Genomic DNA, 26,145 nt, shown 5'->3' on the forward strand with positions numbered 1-26,145 from the left:
GGTGCAGTGGATACAGTACGATTTCTGCCGTAGCGGCAGGCGGCTCCTGCGGTGTGCCCCGGGAAATGGTGCTCGAGAGATCGTTCGACGAGGCAATCGATCAACGTGACCAGGTCTTGTTCCGTCAGGCCCGGAAAAAGCGGGGACGCCTCGACCATCATGGTCTTGACGATGGCTTCAGCCGGATAGTTCGAAGTGAGCAACACCGCCAACCTGGCGGATAGGTGACTCATGGCGTGGCCCACACTGCCAGGGACATCATGTGTCTGTCGCATTGTGAATTCCTTGCAGTCCTACTCGACGCGAGACGGGTACGCCGCGAGTCATTGGCAAAGCGTGTAGGCAATCGTGGGCATTTTATGCATCGGCCTGAGCGTCCTCGCTTTGCGTAATGCGCGTTGAAATGCACCGGGTGCAATTCGCGCGTTGATCGACATCAACTGTCGGTTCTGCCGTGCGGCAATAGGGTTTCGGAGCGGAGCAGATGCCGTGCTCCCGGTCTGGGTAGCTGATGGTTGAGTGGGGGGCAAGGTTTAGTGACGGATGCGGAGGGCAACACGACTTGTGAGGCGCTCGATATTGTTCCGGGAACTCATAGGTTTCGTTAGTTTCTCGCACTCCAAAGTTCCCGGATCTTCATCCACCAGGGCAACAGCTGGCTGAAGTCTAACGTCAGATTTCCTCTCCTCTGGTTGGCGACCTTCACGACGAACCTCGCGGAGTGCCCATCCACTATGTTCAGGTGTGGCCGATTGCGCAGACGCGTTCAGTAAGTCGTCTTCAGTAGATACGACAAGCATGTCCGCGAGATATTGAATCGAGCAGAAAATGACGGGATGCCGGTCTTTCTGCGTGACATTGCCGTCCGTATCGGCAAGCGTTGAGGCACGTGTCAACGCTTCGGTACGAAGGCTAGGTGCCATCTGCATCCACGAGTCTAAAGTGAGAACGATCGCATGCGCCTCAGATGCGAGCTCATACTCGCGAAAAAGGCCGCGCCTAACATGCGAGGAGAAGCCGCTCTGCGCACTTCTGCTTCCTGCGTTTGCTTCTGTGGTCAAATGACTGTCGTTGGACGCATGTCCTACCGCATGAGCCTCGTGACGACCCAGGTTCTTGGCTGGACGCGCGAGGACGTGCCCTCGCACCGGCAGCGTTGGCAGGCGCTGCTGCAGGCGCTTTCGGCGCCGCCGTCCGCGACGGAGTCCTCCTACCTGAAATCGACGTCCGGTGGAGCGATCTACAAGCAGTGATCGCGGCCGGGGGCGCCGCGGCGAGAAGTCCGAGATCGAGACGAATGATGAATTCCGGGCCGCTGTCAATCCACCACTCAGCAACGGTACGCCAAACGCCGGGTTTTCTGCCTGTATCACGCCCAATGATGCTTGTTGGAGAGGCATGCTTTCTCGGTGGCGCGGAACGCCTGCGCGAAGTATTCGACGATGGATGCGTCAGTGATCTGCGCAGCCATGTCCTCGTCCTTGCGGTAGTCAGCCAGTACTCTCTCCAGTGCCGGCAGCAAAGCGCTGAAAAAAATGCCGTCCATGGACGCATTGCTCATGTATTTTCCTGGGTATCCCGTATAGATACCGTGCTGTAGACACCTCTGAGCGAACGCTCTTCCGTGCCTTTGCGAGGGCAGAACGATATCAAACATAGTATCGCTTCCGAGAATTCGCGCAGGTATTCCGCTGCGCTCGAAGGAGGTTTGGAACTGTGTCTTGAGCGCCGAGCCAATCTCGGCAAGGCGAGCGACGATTTCTGCTTCGTCAAAAATATCCTGCGTCAGGTTGCCGGCCACGAAGGCCCGGTTCTCGCGTAGGTAGGTATTTCCGAGATAAGCCCTGTCGGCTCCCGCCATGGCATCGGCGGTGCCGGCAACAACGGAAAGTCCGACGCCTTGTGCTATCCCTTTGGCCAATGTGATGAGATCGGCTTCCACACCGTGCTTTCGGCAGTAGCCGCCCTTGGCGTAACGAAGTCCGCACAGCACCTCGTCAACCATCAGCAACACGCCGTGCAGTCTTGCCATTCTGGAGATTTCCTGAAGAAGTTCCGGAGAGAAGGCCGTGGGCTCGGGCGTAAAGAAAATGCCTGCCACCTCCCCCTCGTTCTCGGAAAGCTGCTGCTCCAGAATATCAAGGTCATATTGGAAGTCCTGGACGTGTCGATTGTTGGCTGGCGGGTTGTCCGACCAGGGACTTTGTTGAAAGATATCGTGCCACCCGTGAAAGCCAGCCGTCAGGATAACCGGCCGGCCGGTTCGGTGCCGGGCGATCCGAACCGCCGCCTCGGTCGCGCAAGATCCCGTCCTCAAGAAGAATACTCTAGGATTGCTTGGGAGCATTTCCATGATTTTCGCGGCAAGTATCCGGCGTTGTTCACTCACCGGCGATGGCAGAATGTCAGGCTCGTGCTTCATGGCCTGTGCAAGCCTGCTCTTGAACAACGTGTTATTGCTGCCCAGGGGCGAAGCCCCGCTGCAGGATGTCATATCCAGATAGATCTTGCCGTTGATATCCTCCGCCGTCGCACCGTTGGCGGAACGGAATATTATGGAGGACCGGGTTTCACGCTCCCATTCAGCCAAATGTCCGATAGCGCCGGCATCGAGCATCTAAATTATCCTTCTACTCGAGTGACAGGGCCATTCGCCGCGCGTTGGCCATGATTGTGTGTGTCGGATTGCTGTTGCCCGGAAAATTCATAACCGAGCCGTCCATGACATAGATGTTGGCGGACCCATGAATCCTGCCGCAGTTGTCGACGACCGACTTCCTGGGGTCAGGTCCGGCAGGCATGGTGCCATGCAGATGGGAACTGCCTTTTGCATGGGATAATGGTTCGCGCTCGATGCGGGATGTGCCAAGACGGCGCAGTATGTCTTCCGCGCGGTCGGCGAGAAAGCCTAATCGCGCATGGTCATTGTCCGAGTTTGTATAATGGAAACGGATGTAGGGGATGCCGTGCCGATCAACGGCCTCGGTAAGTACAACGCGATTGTGCGACCAAGGCTCTTCCCCAGCTATGTAGTGCAGCCTCACGCGACCGGCGTTCTCATTTGGCGAGAGGAAGTTCGCCTCATAAATGAGGCCGCCAAATCCACATGGCACGTCGCTATGCTCGTAGAACTCGTCCGTATATACGGTCGCATGCGGCCCCCAGTGCGGAACCAATACACCGGAGCCGCAATCATCGGACTCCATGTAGCCTGTGGAGTAGCCGCTGATCTTGAATGAGAGGCCCCGCCCAACAAGATCAGATCCATTTCCTATCCCCTTCGGTGCATGCCCGCTCTTCGAGCGAAGCATCAATGCCGCTGATTGAATCGCGCTTGCGCAAACGATGACCCTCTCGACTGGAATCCGGATCAGTTCCGATGAGAGCGGCAGATAGCATTCCAGTGCGTCAGCCCGACCGTCGCTGCGAGTATCGATCCGGTTGACGAAACAGCCGTATAGTACTGAAATCTTTCCCGATAGGGCGGAGTCATCCAAAACGTTTCTTGTAAGCACGGATGCTTTCGCATCCGTTGGACACATCAGCTCATCGCAAGATGAACACTGGTTGCATCCGTTGCTCGTTCCTGGTGGCCGAATTGCCAGTGGGATATTTTTTGGCTTTATGCCGAGTTCCTGCATCGCATTGGATAACTTCACTCCACGCAGGCTGGCTGGATAGGATGGGAACCCACTAGTGCCACTGATCTCCAGCAAATGCTCGATCTCAGAGTAGTGGGGCTCGAGATCCTGGATGGTAATAGGCCAATCAACCTCCATGTCAGTCGTAAGATATTGAGAAGCCGACAGATCTGCTTGTCTGTATCTGAACGTGATTCCATCATAGAACTGCATTCCGCCGCCGACGCAGCATGCTGTCCAAGGGTTACCGTCTGCGGAACCACTGGAGGTGAGTGCCCGGCTGTAGGCCAATTGATGAGGCCCGTGGAAGGCGCCGGGGGAAACCAAGCCTCCATATTCGAGGACGGCCACGTGGCAGCCCCTCTCCGCAAGCGTTCGCGCGACAATCGATCCAGATGGCCCGGAGCCCACTATAACTGCATCGAAAGCTGTGTAGTCACGAGAGGCCGCTGCAATATGTCTAATGTCCGTCATGCGCAATATTCTCCGGCGGGCTCTACGATGGTGGGCCAGCAACCCGTATTCGCGACGCAGGCCAGGACGTGCCTTGCGCGGGCGACGTAGTCGGGGACCGCGACGGCTGCCAGACCCGTGGCGGGGTGGCGGTAGTTGACGACGAGGCCGTCATAAGTCCGCACGACCCAGAGGCATACCTCGTCCGGATCGGTGCTCCGGCTGCGGAGGGCGATGACTTGCCAAGCTTTCCAGCTGCGGGCGCCGGGGGTACGACGAAGGTCCATGTACGAGACCATGAAGGGGTCGCGGAGCGGTTGCCCGAGGAGATCGGCCACTCGGGGGATGGGTACCCGAGCCAGCTCCTTCGCCTGATCCACACTGGAGACCGCCCGACATACGGCCTCAGGAAAGGAATCGGCTTTGCTGAACGGGAAGGCCACCGGGCCCATACCCACGTACCAGCCAATGGAAGAACGCCACGGGCCGGTCCGTTTGTGGAAGGGGACCATCGTTCGAAATTCTCCCGAACCGGAGATTTCGTAGCCGACCTTCGCGAGACAGGCGAGCAGTCCGGATAAGATATTGCCTCCGGGCTCACGGCAGTGTTGCGCGAACGCTTGCGCAGCGGATGCGTCGAGAAGCTGGACGTATCGACTTGGCTGAGCAGCCGCGTTGCCGCTCACGTCACCAACCGGCACAGGAAACTCCGGCAGCCGGCCGTCCGCTTCGGCAAGGAAATGCCGCCAGCTGACGATGGACTCATGGTCGACGGTCAGCGCATCGGCTTCGGTCCGTTCGGCTTCGGCGAAATCGACGTAACTGGCAGTGGGGGCAAGGAGAGGTGGCGCAGGCTTGCCGCCGCGTGCCGCGAGTGCTGCAGCGTACAGGGTCTGGATCTCATGTGCGGTTGCGAGAATGGAGTAACCGTCCATCAGCACGTGATCGGCGGCCAGACAGACGGTTGTGGCCTCTGGGCGGTCGATGGTGACGCACATATATGCGGGCCAGCCGAGGGGACTGATTTCGCCGTTAAACAATTCCTCGAGATATCGAGCCAGCTGCCGGCCGTCGGTGAAATCCCCCGCCGCACTGGGGTGAATACTCACGGCTCCGGGCGGCAGCGTCCTCCGCTGCAGATGGCCGCCCGATTTGGTGCCAGGTGAGAAAGTGAGATGGCTGCGCAAGATTTCATGGCGGTCCGTCCACTGGCGCAAGGCCGTGGTGAACGCATGCGCATTCAGTTGGGCGGGCAGACCGAACACGGAGCCCAGCCAGGATGGCAGCAGGGAACCCCCGGCTGCCATCTCGAGTGCGTGCGTGATGTGTGCTTCCTGGACGTGGGAAGCTCTCCGTGGATCGGCTACCCAGGTCGCTTCGCGCATACGCGGGGCGCATCGCCACACGGTGAGACGCCCCGGAAACAGACTGAGTGCTGGCAGGTCAGTGAATTTCATAATACGGCGCGCGCCTTAACCGCGAGGAACGAAAACAGTGATCTTGGAGGAGGGAGCCGTTTGGTCAGCGAGAGGAGGTTAGAGTTGTGGGGCAGGTAGCGTCGGGGCATTTCGTGCGCCTCCTGTGTCACTGAGCGTTCCCGGGGCCCGGCACCGATCGGCAGTAGCCCAGGTGCGCCAGTTCCTTCCCCGCGATCCGTTCGAACTCCTCGATCTCTGCGGCCGTGAGATCCTGCAGGTACCGTCCATTGCGCCCGGAAAATAGCGGTTTGGCAGCGGCTCCCGCTGCGGGATGACCCCAAGGCTTGTCAAAGAGCGCGTGTTTCTGCTCCGCATGGTGCATGAGCGCCTCGTCCCATGGTAGGTCGAGGAAGTCCACCATCCGCTCGATGGTCTCGCGAGGGCAGGTGACCAGATCCTCATACCGCACTTCCAGATAGTGGCCATAAGGCTCAGCCTGACGGGGTCGGGTAACGACCTCCATCCAGCCGTGCGCAGCCTCCGTAACAGTCCGGTAGCCCCACTCGGGGACGGTCTTTAGGTGGGAGGCAGCCACGTCACGGCCGTCGCGGATGATGTGGATGAAATCGGCTTTTGGCCAGATCGCCGCATACGTACCGATATCTTGGATCTTTCGCTGAAGCTTGAGGCCCCACCGTGCGGCTCCCGTCTGTTCACGTCGAAATTCGCCAATGGAGTCGATGAGCAGGCAACGGTCCTCCAGGGCGGATAAATCGGTGCCGCGCTTGGCCTTGAGGCTGCGCACCAGCCTCCGCACGTCGTCACGGCCGAGTCCGAAACGCTCGCACTGCACGACGAAATGCGCGCCGTCATACCACTCAGGATCGATGGTATCCTTCGTCGCGCCGACGAGCCGTGCGTCGCGGACGTCTATCATGTCGCACACAGTCAGGATATGCGGACCGAGGTTGACGGGTTCGGTGAAATCGATCTCCGGGCCGACAACGAGGTCGGGATGAGAGTCGAGCAGCACGCTGAGCAGTGTCGTGCCGGACCGGTTCTCGCCGCCGAGTAGAATAGGGTTAGACGGCAGGGTGAGAAGAGGGGAAACGGACGTGGATTGGGTGGCATGATCGGATATGACTTCTCCTGCTGGTAGTGACGTACAGGCAAGCATGTACTGCCAACCAACAAGTTGTTCCGAATGTGCCTGACGATTCACATTACTATCGCCATCGCCATCCCAGTGATTTTCTGCACCTTGAAATGTCCGTTGATCAGCACCGCGTTGCGACAGGCGAAGGAGTCTTTGGGCATCAGGTACGTTCATGCGAACGTCTCCTCAATGTTCGAAACGACCACCAAATGTTAACACCCAGAACGCTCTTAACAAAACAGATATTTTTAATAGAGTTATCGGTTCGGGTGCGTTTCTCAGGAGAGACCCAGGCGTCGCATCCTGCAACGCTCGGCTTTCGTCTATCCCGCGATCACTGGGGCGTTTGAATTCGGGCTGATCGGCAATACCGTGGGTAACCAGTCTCGGGTGCGGTGCAGCCGCCGGAAATGGCCTCAACCGCGCGCCGCCGGCGGATCTCGACGTTGTGTCCCTGTTGAAGCTTCGGCTTTGATTCCGTGCTGGCCGCCAGTGGTCAGCTCGGACTGGCGCTCCAAGGCGAACTCCCGTCCGATCTCAAGGTAATCTACTGCCGACGCGGTTCGACGATTACGGTCCACGAGATCGCCATGCCCGCCGTGCAGCGAAACAGCGGCATAGGCACCAACTGGCTTCTTCCCGGATCGCTGACCTTCGCAACTACTTCAATGCGTCGGCATACGAGGTCGACTGCAAGCGGTAGGCTCTAGCAGGTAGAGGCCGAGAACGCTATGGTCGCTGACCGATAAAGCCCCAGCATGATATATATCGTTTCCCGGCTAAGTGGCCAAGGTTCGGGGCCTGGACCGCAGCTGCGGGATGAGTTGAGCGCGGCATGGTTATACTTCCTCAATCGGTATCGAAGATAAGATCGGGCTGACGAAAAACCTTTCACCTCCAGGGAGTATCGCATGCAAAATGCTGTCACGATTCATTGTGGCGCCGCGCGAGCAGTCATCAGCCTTCAGGGAGCTCAGCTTCTTAGCTGGCGGGTTGGCGCTAACGATCTTTTGTGGCCAGGCAACCCCTCATCCTGGAATCAGAGTTGTCCCTTGATGTTTCCTTCATGCGGTTGGAGCGCCTCTTCGACCGTCGAAATAAACGGCGAATGTTATCCAATGCCTGTTCACGGCTTTATCGGAATGCTCGATTTTGAGGTTGTTTCTAGCTCGGAGAGCGAGGTAACGCTTCGGTCGTCTGATACGAAATTTACGAGTACGATGTTCCCATACGAGTTTCTTTTCGAAGTTAAATTCAAGATATCTGATTGTATGTTGAGCATAGATATCTGCGTAAAAAATACATCCGCAATGTCGATACTGCCGTATTCTATTGGCCTGCATCCAGGATTTAGATGGCCGCGGAACTCATCTGACAAAAGTGGCTGGAGATTGCAGTTTGAGAAGGAGGAGTCGCCGCTTGTTCCATGCATATCTTCGCAAGGATTGATTAAAGCTGATCAGAGGAAAGTTCCATTACGTGGGCGCCTCCTATATTTGCATGACGGTCTTTTTCAAGACGAAGCCCTTTGTTTTTTGAATGCCAGAAGTCGGAGGCTGTCGCTCATCGGGGAAGGTGCAACAGTCCACGTGGACGCACCAGATGCACGGCACTGGATTATATGGTCTCTTCCAGATCAACAATTCCTCGCGTTAGAACCCTGTACGGGTCATGGCGACTTAGAGGGGACGCTCACTGCATTTGAAGACCGGGGATATAATATCAATCTTGCACCTGCAGAATCTCAGCTATTCCGAGTACGGTTTGAGTTCTCGGAAAAAGACTGATTGTCTAGGCGAAACTTGAAAAATGGCCCCTTAAATCCCCCCGACATGATCTCCCTACGATCCCTAACCGTTTGCCTCGAGGGACACCAGCTTGACAGCCTCGCCGGCGGGAGAGGAGGGCCTGACGCGTGAAGAATACCGTCTGCACGCCGTTGAGCGCGAGGAAGGGCTGGCGGTCGAACGTCTGCACCGGCAGGCGGTCCGGCACGTCGTCGCGCAAGGACAAGAGATGAAATGGCAGATAGCCAGCGCCTTCATCTATAGGATTCGACAGACCCATCCGAGAAAATGGCTTTCGTCACGGTAATGGTCGCCTTTGCCATCCCGGTACCAATCGGACCGTAGAGCCGATCATAAGGTTCGCCGGGGAGAAACTGGTTGTCTTCCCAGTAGTAGAATGTCTCGCTTTGCACGGTCTTTCCCGGCGGGATTTTGATGTCGAGCTTCGAGCTTCCATCGATGACCTTTTCGCCGAATGCATCTGCGATAACCAAAGTGTGCTCGATGGCCACTACTGGCTTTTTGGCATCGTTTTTGAAGGTCGGAAGAGCTTCGATGCGCGGACTGAAAACGTGGTTTTGCAGGTCCTTTGCCTGCGTTCTTAGCACCACCGTAGTCATCGTAATGGGTGAGGTCGATTGCGGCCTGGGCACGCTTTGCGCTGCAGTCCCTGAAGGCTCGATCTTGATAGCGTCAAAGCACGTTAGGCGCTTCGACGAATCCGTCTCCGCGCTGCACGCCCGAAACTCGCTTGCGAGATCGGCCGCGGCCGCGCTTGCCGTCAACGCGAGCACCGCCCCCCAAAATAAAAGCTCTCATTCTCTGCCCTCACACCCTGTGATGGCATACGTGCAAAGATTGCCCGCCGGAGTCAAGTTGTGCTGTGTATTGACACAGTCACTGCCAGCAACTCACTTTGCGTCAACCTGGACTGGAGGGGGCGATGGTTTCTAGCGCACTGAGGGTTGTTCTGATCTTGCTGACGACTGCGGTGAGAGCCTTCGCGGCGCAGTCACAATCATGCGGTTCCGAATTTTGGCCTGGCACGCTGCCGGAGCATGAAGTCGACTCGGTCGAGGTCGCTGATATCCAGCAGTTTCTCGACACCGCTCCGGCGGTCGATGGCATCGAGTTCGCCGCTGCCCTCAAAGGAGATGAGCTCTGGCTCGACGTAGTCCGATACCCAGGCGATCTCACCATCGCAGCCTCAATCCGAACGCTGTTCGTGATCGGCCGAGTCGTGAAACCTCAGTACAAAAAGCTTGTCTTGGCGGACAATGGCACTGGTCTCTTCGAAGTGTCCTACGCCCATCTTCATACGATCGGCTGCCAATTTGTCTGGGGGGTCGAAGGGAAAGGGCAGAACCCAATCGTACTGATCCGGGATCTGGTCGACAAGCTACGCTCATATCCAGATGGCGACCGAGTGGCGCCGCCCTACAACGGCTCTCTAATGGGCGACACCAATGCAATGCTAACGACGATGAATCAGATCGTTTACCCGCGGTGGGTGATGAAGACCGTCGAGATCAAGTAGGGCCGGGCTTGCCAATTTCCCGCGCCGGATGCGGGTCTCTACACGGGGATCAGCCGGAACGGCGGCCTTGCAGCAATCGCCTGAAAGAGCTTGGCTTGGCGGAGCAGAAGCTCGGCGGGGCAGGAATTTCAGAAGCCGGCAAACGCTTGCGATCAACAAAGCTGTCCCGGTATTCGATTGGCGGGCCACGAAGGCCTATGCCGCCCTTTCTGACGCCGATCGTGAAAAGCTGCACCATTATGTCGACCGGTTCAACGAAAGCGGGCTCGCCCCTTTCACTGACGCTGAACTGCATGAGTTCGAGCTTCTGATCTTCCCGTTCGCGAAGGAGGAGCAGGGGGATGCCGATCAGCTTTGACACTCGTCTGAAGCAGCAAGCCAAGATCCAGCAGGTCTAACCGACGGAAAGGCCGTCCCCCGCCAACGACAATTCGCGAGATGCCCGGGTCTGCGCGATCCGCGCCGAGTTCTCGATCGAGGTCATTCCCGCCAACGAAATGCCGGTGCCCGGGCACACGCGCGCTGCAGTCACGCTCGGCCGCATCCTTGCCAAAGCACGGCGACGCCATCTTCGCCTCGTCCTGGCCACGCTGAGCGAGACGAAAGGTAATCAGGGGCTGCGACCTCGTGCGGGCCTGTAGCAAGTGGATCGAGGAGGATGCTTCCTCGTGGTTTGATGCCTGGGACAAGATCCCGCTGGGCTTTATCCTCTGGCACGTCCAAGAGCTCGCCGGCAAAAGCCACATGCGCCATGCCCTCGCCGGCGCCATGTACCTGATGCTCGTCCACTACAGCCGCGGCAAGAAAGCCGATAGGGATGTTGGTTATGATTTCATCCGGCGTGTTCAGAACGCAGAGGGTGAACTGACAAAGCGGGAGTTGCAGCGCGAGGAAGCGATCGGTCGGGAGTTCATCGCCGTGAAGGAGGGGCTGCCATACGGAGAGTGGTTCTCGTGGGTAAATGAGAGGTCAGGTTTCAGCTACGGTCAGGTTCGCCGCTACATGCGCCTAGCCAGAGAAGCCGAGAAGACGTCGCGAGAATATGCGTAGCGCTTAGGCGCGCTGCGCATGACACCTTGGGTCCCCATCCGCCCATCGCATCACATCAGCCAGCGTACGACTCTGCACGAGTGTATTCCCTGACACGACAGAAACGCGACTTCCGCCCCCCGTTTTCTCTATTTTGGCTCTCCAGTAATAATTCCGGGGATAGATGCTCACCATCGATAGGGCGATTTCTCCGTAGCCCAGTTCGTTGTAAAGCTCGGCGTCGACAGTGAAGGCGGCAGAACCAGCGGTCGATTGGCATCGACGAGCCGTATCGGCCAGTCGACGATAGACGGCTTGGTAATTCTCGTTGTAGCTTTTCTGGGAGCGGACCGCGCTAGTGCTCTTCTCCAAGTCTTCGGAGGACGTCGAGCAGCTTGACACCGCGCCGCCGATCAGCAGGGCGCCGACAATCATCTTTGCCATTTGCGTCATGAAATCCTCCACGCCTAATGAGCGTACAGTGATCTATCCCACACGCAGAGGTCAAGCGTCGATTGACTAGCGATAATCACCCCTTATCGCTAAATCCGTGGACTTGCCACGCATGCACCGCTATTGGCAGTGTGTTGACGATTCAACGCGGAGGTCGCAATGCACATCACCTATTCTAGCGTGAGAGATCCGCGCTGGGTTTCGGAAGCCAAAAAGCAGATTCACTGCCTAGTGCGCTTTGACCACATACCCGATGAAGAGGTACCGTTCGTAGCCGATCCGAACGACGTCGAGCCGCATGGACGAGAGATCTTTGCGAAGTGTGCTGCCGGTGAATTTGGTCCTGTGGCGGAGTGTATACCCGCTGTGAATGACCCGTTGCCTGATCCGGACGACATTCAAAAACCTGATGCTTGGCCAGATGTGGAAAAATTTCTTCAGGATGCAAATGCGGAGAACGCGAACGGGACGGATCGCGGGTGCGTCCTCGTATGGACGTCGATGATTGATGAGCTTCTGCGGAGGATCATTGAGGCATTTCTGGTACCAGACACCAAACGTTCTAGTGAATTCTTTGGGCACAATGGTCCCGCTGGGTCCTTCTCGGCAAGGTCAAAGATCGCATATTTTCTTGGACTGATCGCGGAAGATGAACTGCGGATAATCGATAAACTGCGCGATATCAGAAATGACTTCGCGCATCAGTATGGAGTGTCATTAGCGGACTCCTCTTATGCCGGAAGATGCGCCTACGTCTACAAGACCATGTGTGGCGAGGGGGTTCGTTTTCCTCCAAGGTTGCAGTTTACGAGCGCCTGCGGAAGCTTGGTGACAATCTTGGTGCGTCGGTATGATCATGCGAGAAGAACCCGCCGCGAACCTCTAATAGATGATCTGCCGTTACACCAGCGGTAGCAAATCACAGGAATCCGTCTCCTGCATGATCCTTGAAGCGGTCTGCTCGGCGTATGTCTCCACTGTCCGCGGATCTCGATGGCGCGTCACTTCCAGATGCGGGAAATGCTCGCCCGTTCTCGGCCGCCGACGTGACGAAGCCGGCGCGGAGGGAGTGGCCGGATAGCCGCTCGACATCTAAGCCTGCCGCATTCGCATAGCGCTTAACGATCAAGGCGACTGATTGCGAAGTGAGAGCATCGGCCGTCAGATGGTCGCCACGATTGATCCGGCGGAAGATCGGCCCCGATGTCCCGCCGCCTAGAGCCACTCCCTGAGCCTTGTCAGCGGGCCTGAGTGCCTTTCCATTCAGCACGGCCACCGACTGGGTTTTCGCCTGACTTGGGGAGAAACACGTCCACGCCCTTGTTGGAGGTCCTCGACCGTGAGCGCGGTGAGCTCTGAGCGGAAGGCGCCAGCGAAGCCGAGTAGCAGCAGAGACCTGTCACGCTTGCCCTGGAGCGTCTCTGGGTCGATACGGGCGGGATCAGGGCGTGGATAACGTCCACGGTGGCTGGCGCCTTCTGGCGGGCCGCTGTGCCGCCGGTCCGGCGAATGCCCTTCAGGATCGCTGCCAAGCCGGCATGTCGCACCTGGTCGTCAACAACGAGAACGGTAGCGTGCGAATTAGTCATCGCATGGCCTCCTGCGCTCCGCCTTGTTGCCGCCGGCGCGATGGATAGCGATGGTGACCGGGGTGCGGGACTTGGGCGTCTTCCGGATGAAATTGTAGCGCGCCACGTGATAGCTCGGATCGAAGCCGTAGAAATTGCGCCGCATCCGCCGCAATTCCTCCTCCCGATAGGAGGCAAGCGGCTTTGCAGCTTCGTCGCGGGCGCGCCGGGCCGGCTTTTCTGCAACACGCCCGGCAAGCCCGGGGGAGGCTGCGAGTTCGGCGGCGGCGCGGCGCAGTTCCTGGTCGGCGACGTCGACATTCCCCCGTAGTCGCCGAGTTGCGAGCCCGAGTTCGAACGCTTCGTCGATCCCCATCGGCAGCCTTGCCCGCGTGACGCGGCGGCCGCGATCTTCGCCGACGCGGGCCGGCAGGAGGTACGTCCAGTATTCCGAGCCGTAGAGATTGCCCATGTCCTTGTAGTGCGGGTTGAGGATGGCGCCCTCCCGCATCCAGACCTCATCGGCAGCGAGTGACAGGAAGACGCCACCGGCCCCCGCATTGCCGAGCACCCCCGCGATCACCAGTCGGTCGTCGCTTTCAATGATCTCACGCACGAGGTCGTTCATCGCATTGATGTTGCGCCAGGATTCATCGGCTGGGCTGTCGGTGCTCTCGATGATGCCGAGATGGATGCCGTTCGACCAGCAATCCGCGTCACCCCTCAGCACGAGAACCGGGAGCGCCCGCGCCTTCGCGGCCACAATCGCCTGCCGCAGGAGATCGCAATCCTCGGACGACATTGCGCCGTTGTGGAAGCGGAAGTCGAGGAAGCCGACACTGCCCTCCTCGTGATAGCGGCAAGGTTCGGGACCGCTGATGGCGGGTAGCGCCGCCGCATCCGCGCCAAGAAGGTAAAGCGCCGGCAGCTTCAGGCTGCGCGGTTGCGGCCGACGGAGTTGGCCGATCCAAAGGGCACCTTCTCGGAAGGCGACGGCCACCTCCTGCCGCGATCGCGCGACTAGTGCGCCGGGGGGGCCCGACACTCCCGCCGCCAGTTCTGCATCGAACACGAGGAAGGGTTGCCCGCTGATTGTCAGTGATGCTCCGGGATCGCCGTCCGATGCATGAATAATGCGGAGCGCTTCTTCCGGCGACTGCCGCGCGGGATCTAGAGCCCGATTCGACTTTCGGCAGGCGGGGCGCTCGCGGCCTCTGCCCCAGTTCGCTGGCATGACCGGCCCCTGCCTGCGCTCGATCCGCTCAATCGCCTTGAACACGCAAGCAGTTGCAGCCTCGGTCACCTCGTGCCGATAGATGCTCGATTTTCGGGTAGCCCGCATCGGGAACTCTGCCCAGGCCCAGACCGGACCGGCATCCAGTTCCTCCCGCGCTTCAATCAGCGTCACGCCCCAGGTCGTTTCGCCATCGAGGATCGCCCAGTCAAGCGAGTTCGGTCCACGGTCGCCACGGATGCCGGGATGGACGATCAGGCAGAGCGTCTGGCGCCAGACGTCGGCAGGGATCGGCCGCTTGAGAAAGGGTGCGATCATGAGGTCGGGGCCGAACAGCGCAACCGCTTCGCGGGTAACGTCGTCATGGATGTCGAGTTCGACGGACACGTCGTGTCCCGCCTGCCTCAGGTCGACATGCAGGCGCTGGGAGAGCGAATTGAAGCTGTGGCAGAGAAGCAGAATGCGCATCGGCCTGCCTCAGCAGATCCGGGGTAGTTGCTCGCCCGATAACCAGTCGACGATGCGGCCGCCACCGAACGACGTCGCCATCTGCACGAAGCAATTTTCGTCCGCGACAGCATGGCCGATGAGCATCGCCTCGGCTCCCAGCGGGTGGGCCTGCATCGCCGCGAGCACGACGTCGGCGCCATCGGGCGCAACCACCGCGACCAGCTTGCCTTCGTTGGCGACGTTGAGTGGATCGAGCCCGAGGAACTCGCAGGCTGCGGCAACCTCCGGCTTCAGCGGGATCGCTTCCTCATCGATATGGAAGCCGATCTTTGATTGGTTGGCGATCTCGTTGAGTGTCGCGGCTATGCCGCCGCGCGTCGGGTCGCGCATTACCCGGATGTGCTTGCCGCCAACCGCGACCATCGCCGCTACCAGCCTATGCAGGGCCGCGCTGTCGGAGATGATCGCGGTATCAAATTCGAGGTTCTCGCGCTTCGACATGACAGCAACGCCGTGATCGCCGATTGAGCCGGATATGATCACCGCATCACCCGGTTGGGCCGCGTCCGCCCGCAGGTCGAGTCCGTCCGGCACCCTTCCAACGCCGGCAGTTGAGATGAAGACGCCGTCGGCCTTGCCGCGCTCCACTACCTTGGTGTCACCGGTGATGATCGGCACACCGGTCTCGCGCGAGGCGTCACCCATGCTTTGGGCGATGCATTCAAGATCGGCAAGCGGAAAGCCTTCCTCGATGATGAAACACGCCGAAAGATAAAGCGGCACCGCACCCGCCATGGCGATGTCGTTGATCGTGCCATGCACCGCGAGCGTGCCGATATTGCCACCCGGGAAGAACAGCGGCGAAACGACGTACCCATCCGTGGTCATAACCATGCGCCCGGAAGGCACCGCAAAGGTTGACTGGTCGTTCCCGGCCCGCAGCCAATCATTGTCGAGGGCCTTGTGGAAAATGTCCTCGATCAGTTGCCCCATGGCGCGTCCGCCTGCGCCGTGCGAGAGATCGACCCGGCCGTTGGCGATGTCGAGCTTCCACGTGTAAGCCTTCACTCCCATCTTGTTCATGCGACGGCTCTCGCCGCGGCCGCCTGTCTTGCCTTCTCCCGGAGGCGGCCATAGGTCCAGTGGGCGGCGCAGGCGCCCTCCGACGACACCATACAGGATCCCATCGGTGTGTCCGGGGTGCAGACCGTACCAAAGAGCTTGCAGTCGGCCGGATTCCTGGCACCGCGCAGGATGGCGCCGCATTCGCAAGCGGGATTGTCCTTGGCCGCCGGCGTTACCATGGAGAACCGTTTCTCGGCATCGTAGGTCGCATATTGCGGCCTGAGCCTGAGTGCGCCATAGGGCACTTCTCCGAGGCCTCGCCATTCGAAGCTCTCGCGCAGCTCGAAGAAGTTGGCCACCTCGGCCTGGGCCTTCTCGTTGCCGAACACGGTGACGGCGCGGATATATTGGTTCTCGACCTCATGTCTGCCGTCATTGACCTGCCGGACGAGCATCAGGATCGCCTGGATGACGTCCAGCGGCTCGAAGCCAGCCACCACGACCGGCTTCTGAAACTCCTCGGCAAAGAACTCGTAAGGCTCGGTGCCGATCACGGTCGACACATGGGCAGGACCGATGAAGCCGTCGATCTTGATGGTGCCGAGCTTGCGGACGTCGGGGCTCTCGAGAATGTTCTGGATCGCCGCCGGCGTCAGCACGTGGTTGCAGAAGATCGAGAAATTGCCGAGTCCTTTGGCGATCGCCGCCTTGAGCGCAAGTGCAGTCGGCGGCGTTGTGGTTTCGAAACCTATGGCGAAGAACACCACTTCGCGATTGGGTTCAGCTTCCGCGATCCGTAGCGCATCGAGCGTTGAATAGACCATGCGGATATCGGCGCCGGCCGCTTTCGCCTTGAGCAGGTTCGATCCGTCGGAGCCCGGCACTCTCATCAGGTCGCCATAAGTGCAGAGCGTGACCTCCGGCCGCATGGCGAGCGCGATCGCCGCGTCGATCCTGCCGATCGGCAGCACGCAGACGGGACAGCCCGGTCCATGAATCATCCGCACATTCGGCGGCAACAGGTCCTCGAGGCCATAGCGGGAGATGGCATGCGTGTGGCCGCCGCAAAACTCCATAAAGTGATAGGAGCGCACCAGGTCGGCGGTCGCAACGATCTGCCGCGCGATATCCATGGCGAGTCTTCCGTCGCGGTATTCGTCGATATACTTCATGCCGCATCTCCGATGGTAGCTTCCCGGATCAGCGCGAGTGTCCTTTCCGCCTCTTCCGGATCGATTTTCGCCAGCGCGTAACCGACATGGAGAACGACATAGCCGCCGACTTTCACATCGTCGACGAGCGCGGTCGAGATGATCTTCGAGACGCCGCCGAGCGTGACCTTCGCCATGTCGTCGGGCAGAACCTCCTTGACCTGGACCGGAATCGCTAGGCACATGTCCGGTTCTCCTGCACCGATGCATGGTCGTTCATGATGAGCTGGCGCGCAAAGGCTGCCTGGCCGAGCGCGATGCCGCCGTCATTGGCCGGCGCCAGTCGCGGCAGATAGGGGTCGTGGCCGCGCTCACGGAGCGCTTGGATCAGCCCCGTCGCAAGGACATGGTTCACCATGCAGCCACCGCCAAGCGCGATCCGCCTCGCGCCGAGACTGCGGGCTCCATCTTTCGCCCAGTCCGCGAGGCCCGCGATCAGGGTGCCGTGGAAAAGGTCGGCTGCGGCGGGAGCACCAAGATCGTGTTGCGCGAGATGCAGGATCAGCGGGCGAAAATCGAGCCTGCCGTCGCGGATCGCGAAACCAGCCTCCAACTCAACAGGATTGCGGACCAGCGCCTCGAACTCCATCGCCGCCTGTCCCTCGTAACTCTGGACGAGGCGGAGGCCGGCTATCGCCGCCGCGGCATCGAAAAGCCGTCCGAGGCTGGAAGTCCAGAGCGGCCGCATGCCACGCTCGAACATCGCCGTGAGCTGCGCAACGCCGCTATGGCCCGGCCAGAGCCGTGGTGCGAGATCGATACATCCAGCGGCCTTCAGAGCCGCGACGCCCATGCGCCATGGCTCGCGCGCGGCACGGTCGCCGCCCTGCAGCGGCAGCGACGTGAGCGAACCCGTGCGGTTCCAGTGATGACCGTCGAGAGCCAGCATCTCGCCGCCCCAGCTGGTGCCGTCGGTGCCAAAGCCGTGCCCGTCGAGCGCAAGTCCGAGAACCAGCCCGGAAAGCTGATGCTCCGCTGCTACCGCCGCCACATGGGCGAGATGATGCTGGACCGGCACGACAGGCAAACTCAGGCCCTGCGCGATGCGCACCGAGTGGAAGTCTGGATGCAGGTCGCATGCTGCGAATTCCGGCTTCACATCGAGAATCGAACAGAGGTGACTGAGCGCCTCTCGTTGAAAGCGGATCGCCTGCGCGTTGTCCAGGCCGCCGACATGTTGGGATAGAAACGCCTCGCGGCCGCGCGTCACGCAGATCGTATTCTTGAGATCGGCGCCGGTCGCGATCACTGACGGGCCGTCAATGCCCAGATCGATCGGCTCAGGCACAAAACCGCGCGCGCGGCGGATGAAAGACGGCGCGCCACAGATCACCTGCATGACGGAGTCGTCCGCCCGGATGGCGACGTCGCGGTCATGCGTAACGATCAGATCGGCAATCGCGGCGAGGCGGCGTTCTGCATCCGCATTGTCTGCGACGAGCGGCTCTCCGCCGGGATTGGCGCTGGTCGCGACCAGCGCGGGAGGATGGTGCCGGCGCTCCGCCAGCGCATCGAACAGCAGGTGGTGCAGCGGGGCATAGGCCAGCATGACCCCTATCCGTGCGAGTCCCGGCGCGATCAGATTGGAGAGTTCGCAAGCGTGGGGCTCCACCAGGACGGTCGGGCTGGCGGCCGATCCCAGCAACACCTCTTCCGCCTCGGACAGCCTCGCAAGCTCTCGCGCCGCGTCGATATCGCGCACCATGACTGCGAATGGCTTGTGGTCACGCGTCTTGCGCAGCCGGACGAGATCGATCGCCGCATCATTTCGAGCGTCGCAATGCAGATGGAAACCGCCAATCCCCTTGAGCGCGACGATGCCGCCTTCTGCAATCTTCGCAGCGACCTCAGTTATCGGGTGGCTAAGCCCCGGCCCGCAGTCCGGGCACGCGACGGGCTCGGCATGGAAGCGCCGGTTTTCGGGGTCGGTGTAGTCAGCGGCGCAGGCCGCGCACATCGGAAACGAAGCCATCGAGGTCTGCCGCCGGTCATAGGGCAACGCGCGGGTGATGGTGAAGCGCGGGCCGCAATGGGTGCAATTGACGAAGGGGTAGCCGAAGAACCGGCTTGATGGGTCGGTCAGTTCCTTCAGGCACTCGGCGCAGGTCGCGGCGTCGGCGCCGATCCGGGTCGCGCTCCGGCCACTCAGGCTCTCGAGAATCTCGAAGCCTTCGCCGCCGGAGGGATCGAGTTCAAGCACCTCGATCGAGTCGATGCGGGCGAGGGGCGGGGCCTCGTTCCGGACCACGTCGGGGAAGCGATCCGCGTCCGGACCCTCGATCTCGATCAGCACGCCGGCGCTGTCGTTCAATACGAAGCCTGAAAATCCCATGTTCCGCGCCAACCTGTAGGCAAACGGCCGGAAGCCGACGCCCTGCACGGCGCCGCGCACGCGGAGCCTCAGTCGCCGGATGGGGCTTACGATCGATCGGGCAAGCGCGCCGGCCATGGCTCAGGCCTCCTTGGATCGTGCGGCCCGGTGGCCTGCGGAGGCTTCAAGCCAGGCATAGAAGGCCTCCATACCCTCACCTGTGCGGGCAGACACGGTCAGCGTCTGCAGCCTTGGATTGACCCGCAGCGCATTGGCGATGCAGAGCCCGACATTGAAATCGAGATGCGGCAGCAGGTCGGCCTTGTTGAGGATCATCAGGTCGGCGGCAGCGAACATGTCAGGGTATTTCAGCGGCTTGTCCTCGCCTTCGGTGACGGACAGGACCACCACCTTGTGCGCCTCGCCGAGATCGAAGGCGGCGGGACAGACGAGGTTGCCGACATTTTCGATGAAAAGGGCCGAGCCCGATTCGGGTGCGAGGTCCTCCGCCGCGTGGCCGACCATGTGTGCATCGAGGTGGCAGCCCTTCCCGGTATTGATCTGAATCGCGCGGGCGCCGGTCTCGCGGATGCGGGCGGCGTCGTTTGAGGTCTGCTGGTCACCCTCGATGACGCTGATGGCCAGACGGTCCTTGAGGTCGTAGATGGTGCGCACGAGCAGGCTTGTCTTGCCCGAGCCGGGGCTGGAGACGAAGTTCAGCGCGAGGATGCCATTGCGCTCGAAATGGCGCCGGTTCTCGGCGGCATAGGCGTCGTTCTTGGACAGGATGTCGCGCTCGACCTGGATGATCCGCTCCTGGCTCATGCCCGGGACATGGACGCCGGCGATACCGCGGCCATAGTGGACGCTGCCGTTCTCGGTGTGGTGATGGTCGTGATCGCCAAGGAGGTGGTGATCGTGGTCATGATCATGTTGGTGCTCTTGTCCATGCCCATCATCGTTGATTTGATGCGGTGGCCATGCGCATGGGCGTGGTCAGCGCTCTCGTGCTTGTGGCCCTCGATGGTCGACGTCCCGCAGCCGCATGCCGTACACATCAGATCACCTCCATGTCCCTGATCTTCAATTCGTCGCCCGCCGTCATCTGAACTCGATGCCGGCCGCAATCCGGACAGCCACCGAAGCGGTCGGCGAGTGCCACCGTCTTCGCGCAATCCAGGCACCAGCCCTCGCCGGGAACCCGTTTGATTTCGAGCGTGGCGGCTTGCGCAATCGTGCCATGACGCACCGCTTGGTAGCAGAACAGCAGCGCGTCGGGATCGGCGTGGCTCAGCACGCCGACATCGAGGCGGACCGACTTGACGCGAGTTGCGCCATGCTGCCGGGCCGTCTCGCAGACGATGTCGATCACGCTCTCCATCAATGACAGCTCATGCATGGGCGGCCTCGCGAATGCCGATTTCGAAGGCGACGCAGGGGTCGAAAAGCAAGGCAAGCAGGGAGACGGATCGCGCTGCGCTCTCACCAGTCCCGATCTGCGACGACAGCAGCCTCTCGACGAAAGGGCCCACCGGGTGAAAATTCCACTCGGTCGGCGCGAGGATGCGATAGGCGGCGAGCCGGCCGTCACTACCGACCTCGGCGTGGTGATAGAGCCGCCCGCGCGCGCATTCCACCGCGCCGTAGCCGCCCGCGCTCGGCGTCGATCCGCCGGCGGCAAACGATGACCAGTCTTGCTCGCCGGTTGCCGCGAGGCGCGCGAGTTGCGCCAGGCAATCCTGGATATCGCCGATGCGTGCAATGAGGCGCCGCGCCAGATGCGGCTCGCAGGACAAAGTGGCGCCACCGCGGCGGGCAAAGGCTCCCGTTTCCACGACGCGGCCGGGAAGGTGCGGCATGCGGGCGAAATCCGGTTCATCTGAGAGACGGGCGATGACCTCGGCGTCGTCATCCGCAGTCAGTGGTTCTGGGGTCCGCTGCGCGAAGTCAGCAGCATCGCCGAGGTCCTGCAGCATCGCAGCGAGGACCGAACCCGCCACCGGTTCATCGCCATCGCGGGGAGTCCCCAAGGCATGGGCGGCAGCGGAAAGCCGCGCCGCATCGGCCGCCAGGCTGTCTTTGGCGATTTGTCCGCTCCGCGCCTGCGATACAATCGCCTGCGAGGCGGCGAGCGCTTCACGCAACTGCCGGCCCACACCGAGCGCCATTTTCTCCGGGAGCGGCGTCGGCCAGTGCAAGATCAGAGGGCGGAGGGTCTCGAAGATTCGCTCGGCCAGCAGGCCGGCGCCGGCGGCCACACGCTCCTCATCGCCCATCGGCGTGTCCGTCGCATTGAGGACAGCAATCCTGCATGCAAGCGATTGCGCGAAACCGCAAAGCGAAAAGACCTGTCCCGCCAGTGCGGGCGCCTCCTCCGCCCGGCGGCCAACGAACATGCGGGCGAGCCCCTCCGGCCGGTTCGCCTTCACGGCGACCGAACAGGCGAGTCCACGCGACACCGTCACGTCGATCCGGATCGTGCCTGCACTGAGGAGATAGCTCATTCCGTCATCGCCTCCTCATGCTTGCGGAATCTGCCGCGCAACAGGTCGCGGCGATTGAGACGAGCCGCGGGGGCGGGGGCGGTTCGGGCGCGGACGGATCGAAGAAGGCTCGAATGGCCTCCTCGGCGGTTTCCAGCGCCGCCTCCATGGTGGCGAATTCGAGACCGGGGAAAGCAGCGACCAGGAATCGATACGGCCAATGGTGTCGAGCTCGCCGGCGATGAAATCCACTTCGCCCACGGGGCAAGCCGATCCGCACTGTCGTGCCCATCGCGGCGGGCGCGGAGGGCGGCGCGCCCGGAAAATCGAGCGCCACGAGGTTCATGGACCAGGGCGTCGTAACGATCCCGAAAGCGCGGCCGCCAAAGGCGCGAAAGCCGGTGGCGGCGACGCTGAGCACGGGATTGCAGATCGGCAGGTCGGCCATTGCAGCGTGAATATGGCGGTAGCGAGCCTCGAGCCGCTTCCCGATTGCCAAGGCAAGGTCAGAATCGGCCAGGTTAGCGTTCATGACGTAGCCTGATGAACTGCGTTTGGAGCGCATCGCAATTAGGGCAGCGCCAATCCTGCGGAAGATCGGCAAAAGATGTACCGGGCTCGATCTGCCCGACGGGATCGCCTTCAGCCGGATCGTAGACGTGCCAGCAGATGCCGCATTCCATACGGTCGTCGTCCGACACGACCTCGCGTTTGTCGAAATTCTCGAAGGCGCTCATCTGAAATAAGCCTCCTCGATTTCACGCATCCGCGCCTCGGAGTCCCGGAAGTCCTCCTCGGCCGCGATCGCGACGGAGGGGATGTCGCAGATCTCGAGCGTGTCGAGAATGATCGTGTCCATGGCGTTGTAGAACTGAACCGACCAGACATTGCGTGCGCCGGTCGCCACTGCGCGGCAGGTGCCGTAGCCGCGCGAGGTGAGCTGCACAGGCCCCGCGCCCAGCGTCTCCTGCAAAAACGTCATGTCTTCCGGGCTCATCGGAAAGAGGGAGAAAGTGATGACATGTGCCGGCTCGCCATCCCGGTAGCGGCCAATCCTGTCTCTGATCTCGGTCAGCACGGGCATGACGTTCATCGCGCCAGCAGGCGCCGGTCCATGGCTGATCGTTGATGGCAGCGCCGAACAGACTTGCCTGACGACAGCGGGAATGCTTGCCACCTCGACATAGTCGGCGATGGGCCGGCCGTCGCCGTCGATGAAGCGGATGCGCCAGACGCCGGCCATAACCGCTTCCTGCATCCGTGCGGTGATGCCGTTCGAAAGCGCTGCGACGCCCGCGGCTTCCCCCTCGCCGAGGGCGTGGGTGATCAGTTCCTTTTCATCATGCGGATAATCCGTGATGTCGAACAGACGGCCCTTTTGGTTGGCCCTCTGGAGAGCGAGGGCCTCGGCGAGCTCCGGCAGGAGCATCGCTGTGCGCCGACATCGGCGGATCATCTCCTCGGTGCTGCTGGTGGCAAGGAAATTGCGCTTGCGCGCACGGAGCGGCGGCTGGCAGCCCATCGGCATGACAGCCATCGCCGCGTCTTCGCGCTCGGGGCGGATCCAGAAATCGGTCTTCATCGGACGATCACAGTACCGTCACGCGTGATCTCGATCTTTGGTCCGCTCGGGGGCATCATGACGGGCGCATCGGGCGCCAACCAGGCGCCGACCTTTTCGACATATTCCGACCAGTCGCGTATTTTGCCGAGGACGCCCACGGGCTTATCCCGGCGCGTGACAACCAGGCTTGGCATCACAACAACGTTGAAGCGGGCCTTGAGCTTATCCTCGGCCGTATGGCGGACTACCGCACCGCGCAGACGACCGCAGAAGAACAGCAGGAGTTCAGGAAGAATCACGGCGACGTCAATGGCCTCAGGCTGCTTTGCCGGGTCACCTGTAAAGAACAGCAAGGCATTCTCGCTCGCCGTCGAAGCGAGGAAAGCGTCGATGTTCGTCTCATCGACGAGAGGCAGGCGCGACCGCTCGCTTAATGCGCGGACCAGAGCACATGTCATTTTACCTCCACAAATCACCATGCAAATCGTTCCGAATATGATCTGCAAACGGCGTGCCAGACTGAGGAAAGTTGGTTTCCGGTGATCTGTAAGGGAATATTCGCCTCAGACCCGGTCCCGATGAAGAATGGACGGAAGGTCAATTTCCAACGTGGTCCTATTCTTTTCAGCTGTCGCGCAGATGCGACGGCAGTTCCGGTTCGCGGGAGACCAGATCGGCGAAGAGGGACTCGAATTCCCTTCCGTCGACCGCCTCGGCCAGACCCGTAAGCGCATCGTCGATCGCGCGCGCTTCTTCAGCTTCCAGCACGCGGATGGCCGAGCCGAGATGGGTCAGCAGCCAGGTGCCTGCGGGCTGCGGGCCAACCAGCATCAGCGAGATCGTCGATATCGCGCCGCGGCGCTCGCACTGGGCTGCGAACTCGGTTCCAGCAACGACCCGCATGGGAATGCCTATGCACATGATGCTTTCCTCAATTCTCGACATCAAATGAAATCGGGCGCCGCCGCGCACTCGACTCCCCGAGCGGCTACCGACCCGCCGCAGCCTTGGGAGATGGTTCAGCCGGCAAGGAGAGCCGCACCGGCAAGGGCGACAGCCAAGCCGGCGATCCGCATCGCGCCCTGCCTGGCTTTACCGAACCTGAAGGAGGCCAGATCGATACCCACGGCGTGCAGGGCGATCGTTGCAGTGAGGAAGCCGGCCACATAACCGCCCGCACGCGCCATTGCCGGAAGTCCCGTGTCATGGGCGTGGCCATGGAAGAGCGCACAGATACCGACCACCGTCGCCACTACGGGTGTCGGAACTTTCACTTCCAAGGCGACCAGAAGCCCAAGCACCGGGACTGTCAGTGCGATTGCGGTCTCCACCATTGGAAGCGGAAGCCCGTAGACGCCCATCACGCTGCCCACAGCCATCAACGCCACGAAGGCGGAGGGAACTATCCAGCGGCGGGCCTTACCACCCAGCGTCGACGCCCAGAAGCCGACCGCGACCATCGCCAGGATGTGGTCGCGGCCGTTGAACGGGTGGCCAAGACCAGCGAGCGCTCCATCCGTATGCAGCCCGACATGGGCATGCGTCCGGTAGCGCCAAGGCGGCAAGCGTTGCCGCGATCCTGTGGTATGTCATGGATGTCTCCTCAGAAATTCAGCGCGGCCGCTTCGGTACGGCGTTCGTAATTGTCGTAGTCGATATCGTTTGCGAGGAGCCGCGGCACCACCGCGTCCTCCGGCCGTGCGGTCACCGGAACGCCCCAGTCACGCAATATCCGGACCGCCATCTTGACCGCCGCAGGTATGACGGCCCTGACGGGCTCTGTTAGCGGTCCGCCCCAGTCTTCGAGATGGAGCGGCTGACAGCCGATCAACGCCAACCGCTCGGGATAGTGGCCCATGAGATCTGCAGTGCTCAGCACCTCCTGGAAGCCGGTCTGGTGCAGGCTCATCTTCTTGGCGCCCGTGAATTTCGGCACCTCGTCGTCTTCCACCACCTTCATCGTGCCCGGCTCAAGCCCGTAGTCGATGGCGTCGAAGACGATCAGCCGATCGTGCTCGTTGACAAACTGGACGAGGTAGAGCCCCTGCGTGCCGCCGTCGAGAATGGTGACGTTATCAGGGACTTCATAGGTCTTATGGAAATGCTCCACCGCCCGAACGCCAAAGCCCTCGTCGGCCCAGAGGATGTTGCCAATGCCGAGCACGAGAATGCGAGGTGTGGGCGCGGATATCAGAGGGTAGGGAGCCGCCATCTAGTCCTCCCCGTCCTTGAACAGCCGCTCGCCTGAGATCATCGAAGAGATGATGCTCTGTCGGCTCATAATGTCCTCGCGAACCGCCACATAGATGTGGACCATTACGAATACGAGGATCACCCACATGCCGAGATGATGGAAGGTGTGGATGTCCTGGCTGTTCGGCCAGATCGAGAACACCCAGCCAAACAGTGCATATTCTAAGCTGTCGCGGCCCGCGCCCTCGCTATAAAGCGCAAAGCCGGTGGTCACCATGAAGAAGAGGGGCAAGGTGAACATTGCCGACAAAGGCCCAGTAGACGCGGAGGATCAGGAACACGGCGAGGACCTGCCCCGCCGCGAAGTGCATGAAGCGCATGTAGCCCATAAGGAAGTTGGCACTCGCCTCGCCGGGAACGGACGGCAGCGGCGAACCGATGAAATAACCGGTGAGCGCGAGCGTCAGGATCGAAACGGCGTTGACCCAGTGCCAGATGCGCACTGGAGCTTCATAGACATAGACGTTCTGACGCTGGACGGCCTTTTCACCCTCGGCGGCGATAGATTCATGGATGGTCATGACCGAACCGC

Annotated in this window: 27 protein-coding genes and 3 pseudogenes; 6 read left to right on the forward strand and 24 right to left on the reverse strand. The window is 60.9% G+C overall.

What is annotated here, in order from left to right:
• Window positions 1-1,061 precede the first annotated feature (1,061 nt).
• Complete coding sequence (locus tag AYK65_RS31930) at window positions 1,062-1,253, forward strand: hypothetical protein (RefSeq protein ID WP_139793261.1); 192 nt, start codon at window positions 1,062-1,064, stop codon at window positions 1,251-1,253.
• 116 nt (window positions 1,254-1,369) lie between these two features.
• Here the strand turns inward: AYK65_RS31930 and AYK65_RS19945 are convergent, their stop codons facing one another.
• The 4 genes from AYK65_RS19945 to AYK65_RS19960 form a co-directional block, all read right to left on the reverse strand.
• A complete protein-coding gene (locus tag AYK65_RS19945; protein ID WP_081159908.1) occupies window positions 1,370-2,617 on the reverse strand; it encodes an aminotransferase class III-fold pyridoxal phosphate-dependent enzyme in 1,248 nt (415 codons plus the stop codon).
• Window positions 2,618-2,630: 13 nt separating this feature from the next.
• Entirely contained in the window at window positions 2,631-4,115 is a 1,485-nt protein-coding gene (locus AYK65_RS19950) for a GMC oxidoreductase (protein WP_081159911.1), read from the reverse strand.
• On the reverse strand, window positions 4,112-5,551 hold the full coding sequence (locus tag AYK65_RS19955) for a condensation domain-containing protein (protein ID WP_210190416.1): 1,440 nt from the start codon (window positions 5,549-5,551) through the stop codon (window positions 4,112-4,114). The genes AYK65_RS19950 and AYK65_RS19955 overlap by 4 nt, the downstream gene beginning before the upstream one ends.
• Before the next feature lie 127 nt (window positions 5,552-5,678).
• The gene (locus AYK65_RS19960) at window positions 5,679-6,842 is read right to left on the reverse strand and encodes a sulfotransferase family protein (RefSeq protein ID WP_244560033.1); all 1,164 of its coding nucleotides are present in this window, start codon (window positions 6,840-6,842) and stop codon (window positions 5,679-5,681) included.
• A gap of 737 nt (window positions 6,843-7,579) precedes the next feature.
• On the opposite strand from AYK65_RS19960, the gene AYK65_RS33910 reads away from it, so the two are divergent.
• Window positions 7,580-8,455, forward strand: coding sequence for an aldose epimerase family protein (locus AYK65_RS33910; RefSeq protein WP_081159918.1), 876 nt, complete (start codon window positions 7,580-7,582; stop codon window positions 8,453-8,455).
• A gap of 112 nt (window positions 8,456-8,567) precedes the next feature.
• On the opposite strand, the pseudogene AYK65_RS33120 reads toward AYK65_RS33910, so the two are convergent.
• Window positions 8,568-8,660: pseudogene (locus tag AYK65_RS33120) on the reverse strand (U32 family peptidase); the annotation flags it as partial.
• Between the two features lie 49 nt (window positions 8,661-8,709).
• The gene (locus tag AYK65_RS19980) at window positions 8,710-9,240 is read right to left on the reverse strand and encodes a hypothetical protein (protein WP_139793262.1); all 531 of its coding nucleotides are present in this window, start codon (window positions 9,238-9,240) and stop codon (window positions 8,710-8,712) included.
• Window positions 9,241-9,398: 158 nt separating this feature from the next.
• On the opposite strand from AYK65_RS19980, the gene AYK65_RS19985 reads away from it, so the two are divergent.
• The 3 genes from AYK65_RS19985 (at window position 9,399) to AYK65_RS19995 (ending at window position 11,042) form a co-directional block, all read left to right on the forward strand.
• Window positions 9,399-9,992, forward strand: coding sequence for a hypothetical protein (locus tag AYK65_RS19985; protein ID WP_081159925.1), 594 nt, complete (start codon window positions 9,399-9,401; stop codon window positions 9,990-9,992).
• Window positions 9,993-10,059: 67 nt separating this feature from the next.
• Window positions 10,060-10,350: a hypothetical protein gene (locus tag AYK65_RS19990; protein ID WP_081159927.1), complete on the forward strand. Its 291-nt coding sequence runs from the start codon at window positions 10,060-10,062 to the stop codon at window positions 10,348-10,350.
• 269 nt (window positions 10,351-10,619) lie between these two features.
• Window positions 10,620-11,042, forward strand: coding sequence for a DUF3102 domain-containing protein (locus AYK65_RS19995; protein ID WP_081159930.1), 423 nt, complete (start codon window positions 10,620-10,622; stop codon window positions 11,040-11,042).
• Window positions 11,043-11,045: 3 nt separating this feature from the next.
• Here the strand turns inward: AYK65_RS19995 and AYK65_RS20000 are convergent, their stop codons facing one another.
• Window positions 11,046-11,474, reverse strand: coding sequence for a hypothetical protein (locus tag AYK65_RS20000; RefSeq protein WP_081159932.1), 429 nt, complete (start codon window positions 11,472-11,474; stop codon window positions 11,046-11,048).
• Window positions 11,475-11,633: 159 nt separating this feature from the next.
• Between AYK65_RS20000 and AYK65_RS20005 the strand changes: the two genes are divergently transcribed.
• Window positions 11,634-12,389, forward strand: a complete 756-nt coding sequence (locus tag AYK65_RS20005) for a hypothetical protein (RefSeq protein ID WP_081159935.1) — start codon at window positions 11,634-11,636, stop codon at window positions 12,387-12,389.
• A 323-nt stretch (window positions 12,390-12,712) separates the two neighbouring features.
• Here the strand turns inward: AYK65_RS20005 and AYK65_RS31940 are convergent, their stop codons facing one another.
• The 17 genes and pseudogenes from AYK65_RS31940 to AYK65_RS20090 all read right to left on the reverse strand — a co-directional run bounded on the left by AYK65_RS31940 (window position 12,713) and on the right by AYK65_RS20090 (window position 26,134).
• Window positions 12,713-13,063: a hypothetical protein gene (locus AYK65_RS31940; protein WP_139793263.1), complete on the reverse strand. Its 351-nt coding sequence runs from the start codon at window positions 13,061-13,063 to the stop codon at window positions 12,713-12,715.
• The gene (locus AYK65_RS20010; protein WP_081159937.1) at window positions 13,056-14,744 is read right to left on the reverse strand and encodes an enoyl-CoA hydratase-related protein; all 1,689 of its coding nucleotides are present in this window, start codon (window positions 14,742-14,744) and stop codon (window positions 13,056-13,058) included. Before AYK65_RS20010 ends, AYK65_RS31940 begins: the two co-directional genes overlap by 8 nt.
• Window positions 14,745-14,753: 9 nt before the next feature.
• Complete coding sequence (gene hypE, locus AYK65_RS20015) at window positions 14,754-15,809, reverse strand: hydrogenase expression/formation protein HypE (RefSeq protein ID WP_081159940.1); 1,056 nt, start codon at window positions 15,807-15,809, stop codon at window positions 14,754-14,756.
• Window positions 15,806-16,963 (reverse strand): hydrogenase formation protein HypD, encoded by a 1,158-nt coding sequence (gene hypD, locus AYK65_RS20020; RefSeq protein ID WP_081159942.1) that lies wholly within the window; start codon window positions 16,961-16,963, stop codon window positions 15,806-15,808. Before hypD ends, hypE begins: the two co-directional genes overlap by 4 nt.
• Complete coding sequence (locus AYK65_RS20025; protein WP_081159945.1) at window positions 16,960-17,187, reverse strand: HypC/HybG/HupF family hydrogenase formation chaperone; 228 nt, start codon at window positions 17,185-17,187, stop codon at window positions 16,960-16,962. Before AYK65_RS20025 ends, hypD begins: the two co-directional genes overlap by 4 nt.
• Window positions 17,178-19,451, reverse strand: coding sequence for a carbamoyltransferase HypF (gene hypF, locus AYK65_RS20030; protein ID WP_081159947.1), 2,274 nt, complete (start codon window positions 19,449-19,451; stop codon window positions 17,178-17,180). Before hypF ends, AYK65_RS20025 begins: the two co-directional genes overlap by 10 nt.
• Before the next feature lie 3 nt (window positions 19,452-19,454).
• Window positions 19,455-20,371: pseudogene (gene hypB / locus AYK65_RS20035) on the reverse strand (hydrogenase nickel incorporation protein HypB).
• Window positions 20,371-20,712, reverse strand: a complete 342-nt coding sequence (gene hypA / locus AYK65_RS20045) for a hydrogenase maturation nickel metallochaperone HypA (protein WP_081159955.1) — start codon at window positions 20,710-20,712, stop codon at window positions 20,371-20,373. Before hypA ends, hypB begins: the two are co-directional and overlap by 1 nt.
• Window positions 20,705-21,817, reverse strand: a complete 1,113-nt coding sequence (locus AYK65_RS20050; protein ID WP_081159957.1) for a nickel-dependent hydrogenase large subunit — start codon at window positions 21,815-21,817, stop codon at window positions 20,705-20,707. The genes hypA and AYK65_RS20050 overlap by 8 nt, the downstream gene beginning before the upstream one ends.
• A gap of 4 nt (window positions 21,818-21,821) precedes the next feature.
• Complete coding sequence (gene hybE / locus AYK65_RS20055) at window positions 21,822-22,328, reverse strand: [NiFe]-hydrogenase assembly chaperone HybE (RefSeq protein ID WP_172402036.1); 507 nt, start codon at window positions 22,326-22,328, stop codon at window positions 21,822-21,824.
• Complete coding sequence (locus AYK65_RS20060; protein ID WP_081159962.1) at window positions 22,318-22,533, reverse strand: rubredoxin; 216 nt, start codon at window positions 22,531-22,533, stop codon at window positions 22,318-22,320. Before AYK65_RS20060 ends, hybE begins: the two co-directional genes overlap by 11 nt.
• Entirely contained in the window at window positions 22,530-23,378 is an 849-nt protein-coding gene (locus AYK65_RS20065; RefSeq protein WP_081159965.1) for a hydrogenase expression/formation protein, read from the reverse strand. Before AYK65_RS20065 ends, AYK65_RS20060 begins: the two co-directional genes overlap by 4 nt.
• Complete coding sequence (locus AYK65_RS20070; protein ID WP_338031423.1) at window positions 23,375-23,839, reverse strand: thioredoxin domain-containing protein; 465 nt, start codon at window positions 23,837-23,839, stop codon at window positions 23,375-23,377. The genes AYK65_RS20065 and AYK65_RS20070 overlap by 4 nt, the downstream gene beginning before the upstream one ends.
• A gap of 145 nt (window positions 23,840-23,984) precedes the next feature.
• Window positions 23,985-24,281, reverse strand: a complete 297-nt coding sequence (locus AYK65_RS20075; RefSeq protein ID WP_081159970.1) for a HypC/HybG/HupF family hydrogenase formation chaperone — start codon at window positions 24,279-24,281, stop codon at window positions 23,985-23,987.
• Window positions 24,282-24,379: 98 nt separating this feature from the next.
• Entirely contained in the window at window positions 24,380-24,925 is a 546-nt protein-coding gene (hupE, locus tag AYK65_RS20080) for a nickel permease HupE (RefSeq protein WP_244560034.1), read from the reverse strand.
• Window positions 24,926-24,963: 38 nt separating this feature from the next.
• Window positions 24,964-25,572: a HyaD/HybD family hydrogenase maturation endopeptidase gene (locus AYK65_RS20085; protein WP_081159973.1), complete on the reverse strand. Its 609-nt coding sequence runs from the start codon at window positions 25,570-25,572 to the stop codon at window positions 24,964-24,966.
• A pseudogene (locus AYK65_RS20090) lies at window positions 25,573-26,134 on the reverse strand (cytochrome b/b6 domain-containing protein). It lies immediately after the preceding gene.
• Window positions 26,135-26,145: the final 11 nt, after the last annotated feature.

Origin of the sequence: Ensifer aridi (assembly GCF_002078505.1) — a bacterium.
In the GTDB taxonomy this organism is placed as follows: Bacteria; Pseudomonadota; Alphaproteobacteria; order Rhizobiales; family Rhizobiaceae; genus Sinorhizobium; species Sinorhizobium aridi.

Coding starts and splice junctions, on each gene's coding strand:
- AYK65_RS31930 (WP_139793261.1), top strand. CDS start 1,062: ATGACTGTCGTTGGACGCATGTCCTACCGCATGAGCCTCGTGACGACC.
- AYK65_RS19945 (WP_081159908.1), bottom strand. CDS start 2,617: ATGCTCGATGCCGGCGCTATCGGACATTTGGCTGAATGGGAGCGTGAA.
- AYK65_RS19950 (WP_081159911.1), bottom strand. CDS start 4,115: ATGACGGACATTAGACATATTGCAGCGGCCTCTCGTGACTACACAGCT.
- AYK65_RS19955 (WP_210190416.1), bottom strand. CDS start 5,551: ATGAAATTCACTGACCTGCCAGCACTCAGTCTGTTTCCGGGGCGTCTC.
- AYK65_RS19960 (WP_244560033.1), bottom strand. CDS start 6,842: ATGAACGTACCTGATGCCCAAAGACTCCTTCGCCTGTCGCAACGCGGT.
- AYK65_RS33910 (WP_081159918.1), top strand. CDS start 7,580: ATGCAAAATGCTGTCACGATTCATTGTGGCGCCGCGCGAGCAGTCATC.
- AYK65_RS19985 (WP_081159925.1), top strand. CDS start 9,399: ATGGTTTCTAGCGCACTGAGGGTTGTTCTGATCTTGCTGACGACTGCG.
- AYK65_RS20000 (WP_081159932.1), bottom strand. CDS start 11,474: ATGACGCAAATGGCAAAGATGATTGTCGGCGCCCTGCTGATCGGCGGC.
- AYK65_RS20005 (WP_081159935.1), top strand. CDS start 11,634: ATGCACATCACCTATTCTAGCGTGAGAGATCCGCGCTGGGTTTCGGAA.
- AYK65_RS31940 (WP_139793263.1), bottom strand. CDS start 13,063: ATGACTAATTCGCACGCTACCGTTCTCGTTGTTGACGACCAGGTGCGA.
- AYK65_RS20010 (WP_081159937.1), bottom strand. CDS start 14,744: ATGCGCATTCTGCTTCTCTGCCACAGCTTCAATTCGCTCTCCCAGCGC.
- hypE (WP_081159940.1), bottom strand. CDS start 15,809: ATGAACAAGATGGGAGTGAAGGCTTACACGTGGAAGCTCGACATCGCC.
- hypD (WP_081159942.1), bottom strand. CDS start 16,963: ATGAAGTATATCGACGAATACCGCGACGGAAGACTCGCCATGGATATC.
- AYK65_RS20025 (WP_081159945.1), bottom strand. CDS start 17,187: ATGTGCCTAGCGATTCCGGTCCAGGTCAAGGAGGTTCTGCCCGACGAC.
- hypF (WP_081159947.1), bottom strand. CDS start 19,451: ATGGCCGGCGCGCTTGCCCGATCGATCGTAAGCCCCATCCGGCGACTG.
- hypA (WP_081159955.1), bottom strand. CDS start 20,712: ATGCATGAGCTGTCATTGATGGAGAGCGTGATCGACATCGTCTGCGAG.
- AYK65_RS20050 (WP_081159957.1), bottom strand. CDS start 21,817: ATGAGCTATCTCCTCAGTGCAGGCACGATCCGGATCGACGTGACGGTG.
- hybE (WP_172402036.1), bottom strand. CDS start 22,328: ATGAACGCTAACCTGGCCGATTCTGACCTTGCCTTGGCAATCGGGAAG.
- AYK65_RS20060 (WP_081159962.1), bottom strand. CDS start 22,533: ATGAGCGCCTTCGAGAATTTCGACAAACGCGAGGTCGTGTCGGACGAC.
- AYK65_RS20065 (WP_081159965.1), bottom strand. CDS start 23,378: ATGAAGACCGATTTCTGGATCCGCCCCGAGCGCGAAGACGCGGCGATG.
- AYK65_RS20070 (WP_338031423.1), bottom strand. CDS start 23,839: ATGGTGATTTGTGGAGGTAAAATGACATGTGCTCTGGTCCGCGCATTA.
- AYK65_RS20075 (WP_081159970.1), bottom strand. CDS start 24,281: ATGTGCATAGGCATTCCCATGCGGGTCGTTGCTGGAACCGAGTTCGCA.
- AYK65_RS20085 (WP_081159973.1), bottom strand. CDS start 25,572: ATGGCGGCTCCCTACCCTCTGATATCCGCGCCCACACCTCGCATTCTC.